At 73.7% G+C, this 7,644-nt stretch carries 5 protein-coding genes and 1 pseudogene; 4 read left to right on the top strand and 2 right to left on the bottom strand.

Features of this window, described 5'->3' with window-relative positions; genetic code table 11:
* Positions 1-2,133: YfhO family protein (locus tag ABZ885_RS31695; protein WP_360196223.1), on the bottom strand; the 2,133-nt coding region annotated here is incomplete at its 3' end.
* Positions 2,134-2,288: 155 nt separating this feature from the next.
* Between ABZ885_RS31695 and ABZ885_RS31690 the strand changes: the two genes are divergently transcribed.
* From ABZ885_RS31690 to cimA, 4 genes are all read left to right on the top strand, one after another.
* Positions 2,289-2,867: a Uma2 family endonuclease gene (locus ABZ885_RS31690; RefSeq protein ID WP_360196220.1), complete on the top strand. Its 579-nt coding sequence runs from the start codon at positions 2,289-2,291 to the stop codon at positions 2,865-2,867.
* Positions 2,868-2,929: 62 nt separating this feature from the next.
* Positions 2,930-3,967 carry a 3-isopropylmalate dehydrogenase gene (locus ABZ885_RS31685; RefSeq protein WP_360196217.1) on the top strand — a complete coding sequence of 346 codons (1,038 nt, stop codon included), beginning with the start codon at positions 2,930-2,932 and terminating at the stop codon, positions 3,965-3,967.
* 250 nt (positions 3,968-4,217) lie between these two features.
* Complete coding sequence (locus tag ABZ885_RS31680; protein ID WP_360196214.1) at positions 4,218-5,330, top strand: branched-chain amino acid aminotransferase; 1,113 nt, start codon at positions 4,218-4,220, stop codon at positions 5,328-5,330.
* 351 nt (positions 5,331-5,681) lie between these two features.
* Complete coding sequence (gene cimA / locus ABZ885_RS31675) at positions 5,682-7,313, top strand: citramalate synthase (protein ID WP_360196211.1); 1,632 nt, start codon at positions 5,682-5,684, stop codon at positions 7,311-7,313.
* A gap of 234 nt (positions 7,314-7,547) precedes the next feature.
* On the opposite strand, the pseudogene ABZ885_RS31670 reads toward cimA, so the two are convergent.
* Positions 7,548-7,644, bottom strand: a pseudogene (locus tag ABZ885_RS31670) (ATP-binding protein); the annotation flags it as partial.

Here is a 7,644-nt window from a genome sequence, read left to right as displayed (position 1 = left end):
GGCGACGGCGGCGGCCAGCGCGCCGGGCCGCAGGCAGCCGACCGGCCGGGCCGGCACCTGGGTGACGGCGTCCGCGTGCAGCACCACCCGGACCACGCCGTCGGCGGGGACCACGCCGAGCCGGTGGACCGGCACCGCGGTGACGGGCTGAGCGCCGTCGCTGCGGTAGGTGGTGCCGAGGCCGCTCACCGTGCCGGTGAACCAGACCCCGTGGAAGTACGCCGTCCCCCCCGGCGTGCAGGCCGCGGTGAACACGGTGCCCTCCGCACCGGCCGGGGTGGCCGGCACGGACCAGCCGCTGCCGTGCGCGGTGGGCGCCGGGCCGCCCGCCGGGACGGGACCGGGCACGTCGTACACCCGCCCGCCGAGCAGCGACTCCTGCCGGGACCAGACCGAGGAGGTGCCCGTCGCCGCCCCGGGCGGCAGCACGGTGACCAGCGGGGGAGCGGCGGCCCGGCCGACCGTGAAGCCGTCCGGCGGCGGCCCGTCGTCGAGGTGGGTGCGGACGGCGAACAGCGCCTGCCCGACCGGGTCGGTGACGGAGGCGGTCCGCCGGCCGCCGGCCGTCCAGCCCGCACCGAGGTCGTGCAGCAGGTAGGCGGTGACGGTGGGCAGGTAGCTGCTGGCGTAACCGCCGCCCTGGCCGTCGAGCAGCAGCGGGTCGTTCGGGGTGAAGGCGTGCGGGCCGGGGTCGGTGCGGGCGCGCGGCCAGTCGGCGGCCTGCTGCAGGGCGGCGTACGCGGCCCGGACGGCGGGCCCCTCGGCCGTGGTGGCGGCGGGGGTGCCGGCGGCAGGGCTGCCGAGGGCCGCCCAGGTGGACCGGACGGCGCCGCCGAGCACCACGCAGCCCAGGACGGCGGTGGCCACCGCGCCCGCCCGGCGGTCGGTGTGCCGGTGCTCCAGGGCCCACAGCGCGGCGAGCACGGCGGCGGCGCCGGCCGTGAGCAGCACCCACGCGGAGGCCCGGACCGGGTGCCGGCCGGCGGCGACCAGGGCGACCACCAGGACCACGCCGGCCCCGCCGGCCAGGGTCACCACGTCCGGCCGGTGCGCCAGCGAGACCCAGCCGGCCAGCACCAGCAGGCCGCTCAGCACGAAGGCGACCCGGTACGGGCCGCCGGCCGGGATCGCCAGGCCGTGCCAGACCAGGACGGTCGGCGTCCAGAGGAAGCCGAGCACCACCAGCGCCAGCAGCCCGCACCAGGCGACCCGCTCGCGGGCCCGCACCCGGCGGTTGAACGGCAGCCCGGAGACCAACAGCAGGCCGAGCAGGCCGACCGAGACGTCCGGGACCGGCGGCCCTCCGTGGGTGCCGGGCAGCAGCCGGGCGAGGTGGCCGCCGAGCCCGGACGGGCCGAGCGGCTGCACCGGGGCCTCCGGCTGGGCCTCCTGCGCGGCCCGGACGGCGACGAACAGCACGGGTGCGGCCAGCAGGACCCCGGCGGTGCCGGCGGTGACGGCCCGGCCGGTGACCCGGACCAGGGCCCGGAACGGCCGCCGGACGGCCAGCAGCCGGACCGCGAGCACCAGGCCGGCCGTGATGGTGGCCATCGCGGCGGTGTAGAGGTTGCCGGCCCAGGCGGCGGCGACGCACAGGGCCGCCGCCGCCCAGTGCCGCTCGTGCAGGCACCAGTCGCCGGCCAGCAGGAGCAGCGGCAGCGAGACCAGGCCCCAGAGCCACATCGGGGCCGCGCCGCCGACGGCCGGCACCCAGGCGCAGAGCCCGTAGCCGACGGCGGCGAGCGCCCGCAGCCAGTGCGGCCCGGCGTGCAGCCGGCCCAGCACGTACGCCATCAGGGCGGTGCCGAGGCCGATGCTGCACAGGGAGACCAGGAACACCGCGCACTGCCCCCGGTCGCGCGGCAGCAGCACGGTGGCCCAGGAGAACGGGTTCATCAGGTAGGCGAAGAAGTCGGCCAGGAACGGCGCCCCGTAGCCGCTGTTCCAGTTGACCAGCAGGTCGCCGGGGGAGCGCCCGTGCACGAGGTCCCACAGGTGGGCGTGGAAGGGCACCGCCGTGTCGGCCGCGCCCGGCGGCCAGGCCCCGCGCAGTGCCGCCGCGAGCGCGTACCCCGCCATGGCCGCGCCGCCCGCCACCCCGCAGACCCGTGCCTCCCGCCACCGCGCGCCCATGGTGATCTGCCCCGTTCTGCGAGCAATGCCGGATCCGGATGCCCGCGAGCATAAGCGCGCCCCCGGCGCGGACGCCGTCTCACGCGCTCCCTCGTGGGAGGGACGTGCGGGCGAACCCCGCCGAGTAGCCTGGGAAGGCCCGTCAGGATGCGCGCATGGGAGGAACCATGACCATGGAGCCGTACCCGGACTGGCTCCGGCCCCCGCCCGAGGGGTACACCGCCGAGGACCTCGACCGGCTGCCCGATCTCCCGCCGCACACCGAGCTGCTCGACGGGAGCCTGATCTTCGTGAGTCCGCAGAACCTGTTCCACATGCGCACCCTCCGCAGGCTGGAACGGGCGTTGGACGCTGCGGTTCCGGAGGGGCGTGAGGTGTGGCGGGGGATGACGGTCACGCTGGACCGGCGGAACCGTCCGGAGCCGGATCTCCTGGTCGTCACCGCGCAGGCCGGCACCGGTCCCAAGGTGACGTACTGCAACGCCGAGGACGTGTCGCTCGTCATCGAGGTGGTCTCCGAGGAGTCCCGGGAGCGCGACCGCCAGGTGAAGCCGCGCAAGTACGCCGCCGCGGGCATCCCGCACTTCTGGCGGGTCGAGGGCGACGAGGAGGGGCGCCCGGTCGTCCACACCTACGAGCTGGACCCGGCCACGCAGTCCTACGGTCTGACCGGGATCCACCACAAGCAGCTGAAGCTCGAACGGCCGTTCCCGGTCGACATCGACCTCACCTGACCGCTCGTCCGGATGGTGGACAGCGGGTGTCAGTCACTGGGACACCGGAGTAGGGTCCGACCATGTCTCGCACCATTCGTCTCGCAGTTGTCCCCGGTGACGGCATCGGCCAGGAAGTGGTGGCCGAAGGCCTCAAGGTCCTCGGCGCCGCGCTGCCCGCCGACGTGAAGCTGGAGACCACCGAGTACGACCTCGGCGCCCGGCGCTACCACCGCACCGGCGAGACCCTGCCGGACGGCGTGCTGGCGGAGCTGAAGGGCCACGACGCGATCCTGCTCGGCGCCATCGGCGACCCGAGCGTGCCGTCGGGCGTGCTGGAGCGCGGGCTGCTGCTGAAGCTGCGGTTCGCCTTCGACCACCACATCAACCTGCGGCCGGGCCGGCTCTTCCCCGGGGTGAAGTCCCCGCTGGCCGGCGAGCCGGAGATCGACTTCGTGGTCGTCCGCGAGGGCACCGAGGGCCCGTACGTCGGCAACGGCGGCACCCTGCGTACCGGGACCGAGCACGAGGTGGCCACCGAGGTCAGCCTCAACACCGCGTACGGCATCGAGCGGGTCGTCCGGGACGCCTACCGCCGGGCCCAGGCGCGTCCGCGCAAGAAGCTCACCCTCGTCCACAAGAACAACGTGCTGGTGCACGCCGGCCACCTGTGGACCCGGATCTTCGAGCAGGTCGGCCGGGAGTTCCCCGAGGTGACCACCGACTACCTGCACGTCGACGCGGCGACCATCTTCTTCGTCACCCAGCCCGAGCGGTTCGACGTGATCGTCACCGACAACCTGTTCGGCGACATCCTGACCGACCTGGCCGCCGCCGTCACCGGTGGCATCGGCCTGGCGGCCAGCGGCAACATCAACCCGAGCGGTGAGTTCCCGTCGATGTTCGAGCCCGTGCACGGCTCGGCGCCGGACATCGCCGGCCAGGGCAAGGCCGACCCGACCGCCACGGTGCTCTCGGTCGCCATGCTGCTGGACCACCTCGGCTTCGCCGCCGAGGCCGCCAAGGTCGAGGCCGCGGTCGCCGCGGACCTGGCCGAGCGGTCCGGCACCCGTACCACCTCGCAGGTCGGCGACGCGCTCGCCGCCCGAGTATCCGGCTGACGGGCCGGAACCGACAAGCGGGCTCCGGCTGACAGGCCGGAACCGACACAACGTGTTCCGGCCGGCGGGCCGGACCGCATAACCGCAGCTTGCAGCTCCCCAAGGAGCCGGCAGCTGTTCGGCACGGCCCTCTGGATGCGAGTATCGACAGTGGGCCGTGCCGTCGTGCGTTCGTTCCGGCGTTCGATCGCCGAAACGTTCACCCGACGGAGGCGGCCCGGACCAACCCCACGGTGAAGGACATACAGCCATGAGCACGCCCACCCAGGCGCCCATCACGTTCGACCTCAAGCCCTCCGCCCACCCGCTGTCCGACGCGGAGCGCGAGGCCCGGCTGACCAACCCCGGCTTCGGGCGCGTCTTCACCGACCACATGGTCACCATCCGCTGGACCGAGGGCCTGGGCTGGCACGACGCCCAGCTGGCGCCGTACGCGCCGATCGAGATGGACCCGGCCAACATGACGCTCCACTACGGCCAGGCGATCTTCGAGGGCCTCAAGGCCTACCGCCAGGCCGACGGCTCCATCGCGACCTTCCGCCCGGAGGCCAACGCGGCCCGCTTCCAGGCCTCCGCCCGCCGCCTGGCGATGCCGGAGCTGCCGGTCGAGACCTTCGTCGAGGCCGTCGAGCTGCTGGTCCAGCAGGAGCAGGGCTGGGTCCCGAACGAGCCGGAGCAGAGCCTCTACCTGCGGCCGTTCATGTTCGCCACCGAGGTCGGCCTGGGTGTCCGCCCGTCCAACTCCTACCTCTTCATGATCATCGCCTCGCCGGCCGGCGCCTACTTCCCCGGTGGCGTCAAGCCGGTCTCGGTCTGGCTCTCCGAGGACTACGTCCGCGCCGCGCCCGGCGGCACCGGTGCCGCCAAGTGCGCCGGCAACTACGCCGCCTCCCTGGTCGCCCAGGCCGAGGCCGCCGCCAAGGGCTGCGACCAGGTCGTCTGGCTCGACGCCGCCGAGCACCGGTGGATCGAGGAGATGGGCGGCATGAACCTGTACTTCGTCTTCGGCGAGGGCGAGAACGCCAGGATCGTCACCCCCGAGCTCTCCGGCGCGCTGCTGCCCGGCATCACCCGCGACTCGCTGCTGGCCCTGGCCTCCGACCTCGGCTACGCCGTCGAGGAGCGGAAGATCTCCACCGACGAGTGGAAGCAGGGCAACGCCGACGGCACCCTCACCGAGGTCTTCGCCTGCGGCACCGCCGCCGTCATCACCCCGGTCGGCTCGGTCAAGTCGGTCGGCGGCGACTGGACCGTCGGCACCGGCGAGCCCGGCCCGGTCACCATGGAGCTGCGCCGGGCGCTGCTCGCCATCCAGGGCGGCCAGGCCGCCGACACCCACGGCTGGCTGCACAAGATCGTCTGATTCCGTACCGCCCCCGGCCTGCGCCGTTTCGGATGCCGAGACGGCCGGGCCGGGTGGCGGCGCATGTGCCAGACTGCCAGCGTGTCCTCGCTTTCGCTGATTATTAGCAGCAGGCGCGCCGGTCCGCAGTGACCGTCTCCGCAGGACCCGATGCGGAGACGACCACCAGCGTCCAGACCCGCGCGCAGACCTCTCGCACCCGCGAGGGGTCTTTTTGTTGCTCCCGGACCGGCCGGGCCCCCACGAAGGGCTCCGTGACACCGGGGCGCGCGCGGGATGCTGGACAGTGGAGCCGGAGTGAGAAACCGGCAGAGCAGTACCGATCCTCCCCGAAACGGAGAACCAAGGGCCATGACCGAGGTCAGCCGAACGGACGACAGCTTCCACGTGTTCGACACCACCCTGCGCGACGGCGCGCAGCGGGAGGGCATCAACCTGACGGTGGCCGACAAGCTGGCCATCGCCCGGCACCTGGACGAGTTCGGGGTGGGCTTCATCGAGGGCGGCTGGCCCGGGGCCAACCCGCGCGACACCGAGTTCTTCGCCCGTGCCGCCGCCGAACTGGACCTCCGCCACGCCCGGCTGGTCGCCTTCGGCGCCACCCGCCGCGCCGGGGGGAAGGCCGCGGAGGACCCGCAGCTGGCCGCGCTGGTCAACTCCGGTGCGCCCGTGATCACCCTCGTCGCCAAGTCGCACGACCGGCACGTGGAGCTGGCGCTGCGCACCACGCTGGACGAGAACCTGGAGATGGTCCGGGACAGCGTCGCGTTCCTGCGGTCGCAGGACCGCCGGGTCTTCATCGACTGCGAGCACTTCTTCGACGGCTACAAGGCCAACCGCGCGTACGCGCTGAGCGTGGTGCGCGCCGCGCACGAGGCCGGCGCCGACGTCGTCGTGCTCTGCGACACCAACGGCGGGATGCTGCCGGGCGGCGTCCGCGAGATCGTCGCCGACGTGCTGGAGCAGACCGGTGCCCGGCTCGGCATCCACGCCCAGGACGACACCGGCTGCGCGGTGGCCAACACCCTGGCGGCGGTGGACGCCGGCGCCACCCACGTCCAGTGCACCGCCAACGGCTACGGCGAGCGGGTCGGCAACGCCAACCTGTTCCCGGTGGTCGGCGCGCTGGAGCTCAAGTACGACCGGCGGGTGCTGCCGCCCGGCAGCCTGGCCGAGATGACCCGGATCTCGCACGCCATCGCCGAGCTGGTCAACCTGGCCCCCTCCACCCACCAGCCGTACGTCGGCTACTCCGCCTTCGCGCACAAGGCCGGCCTGCACGCCTCCGCGATCAAGGTCGACCCGGACCTCTACCAGCACATCGACCCGGAGACCGTCGGCAACACCATGCGGATGCTGGTCTCCGACATGGCCGGCCGCGCCTCGGTCGAGCTCAAGGGCAAGGAGCTGGGCTACGACCTCTCCACCGACCGGGACCTGGCCGGCCGGGTGGTCGCCCGCGTGAAGGAGCAGGAGAACCTCGGCTACACCTACGAGTCCGCCGACGCCTCCTTCGAGCTGCTGCTCCGGGACGAGGTGCGGGGCCGGCGCGAGCGCTTCTACACCCTGGAGTCCTGGCGGACCATCAGCGAGCAGGGGCCATGGGGGTCCCCCCGGCCGGAGGGTGGGGGAGGGTTCGCCGGCAACGAGGCGACCGTCAAGCTCTGGGCGAGGGGTGAGCGCCGGATCGCCACCGGCGAGGGCAACGGCCCGGTCAACGCCCTGGACCAGGCGCTGCGGACGGCGCTGGAGGGGATCTACCCGCAGCTGGCCAAGCTGGAGCTGGTGGACTACAAGGTCCGCATCCTGGAGGGCCAGCACGGCACCGGGTCCAAGACCCGGGTGCTGATCGAGTCCACCGACGGCACCGGCAGCTGGTCCACCGTCGGGGTGGCCGACAACGTCATCGCCGCCTCCTGGCTGGCCCTGGAGGACGCGTACACCTACGGCCTGATCCGCGCGGGGCTGGAGCCGGCCGAGTAGCGGGAGGCGCGCCACCACGGCCCACGGACTCCCCCCAGGAACCCGTGGGCCGCTGCTACTCGCGCACTCGCCTCCGGGGCGCTCCGACCCGGTGCCGACGGTCGTCGCTCCGATGCCCCTCGTTCCTCGGGGCCTCCTCGCTCTCTCCCTTCGACACCGGCGCGCCCCTTCGGCTCGGCGCGGTTGTTACTCGCGCACTCGCCTCCGGGGCGCTCCGACCCGGTGCCGACCGCCTCAGCGCAGGCGGGCGAGGAGGGCGTGCTCGACGAGGGTGATGAGGGCGCTCTTGGCGCTGTCCCGGCGTCGGGCGTCGAGCGTCACGACGGGGGTG

It is taken from the genome of Kitasatospora sp. NPDC047058 (genome assembly GCF_040643935.1).
Taxonomy (GTDB): Bacteria; Actinomycetota; Actinomycetes; order Streptomycetales; family Streptomycetaceae; genus Kitasatospora.
This window is presented reverse-complemented; position numbering and strand designations above follow the sequence as displayed.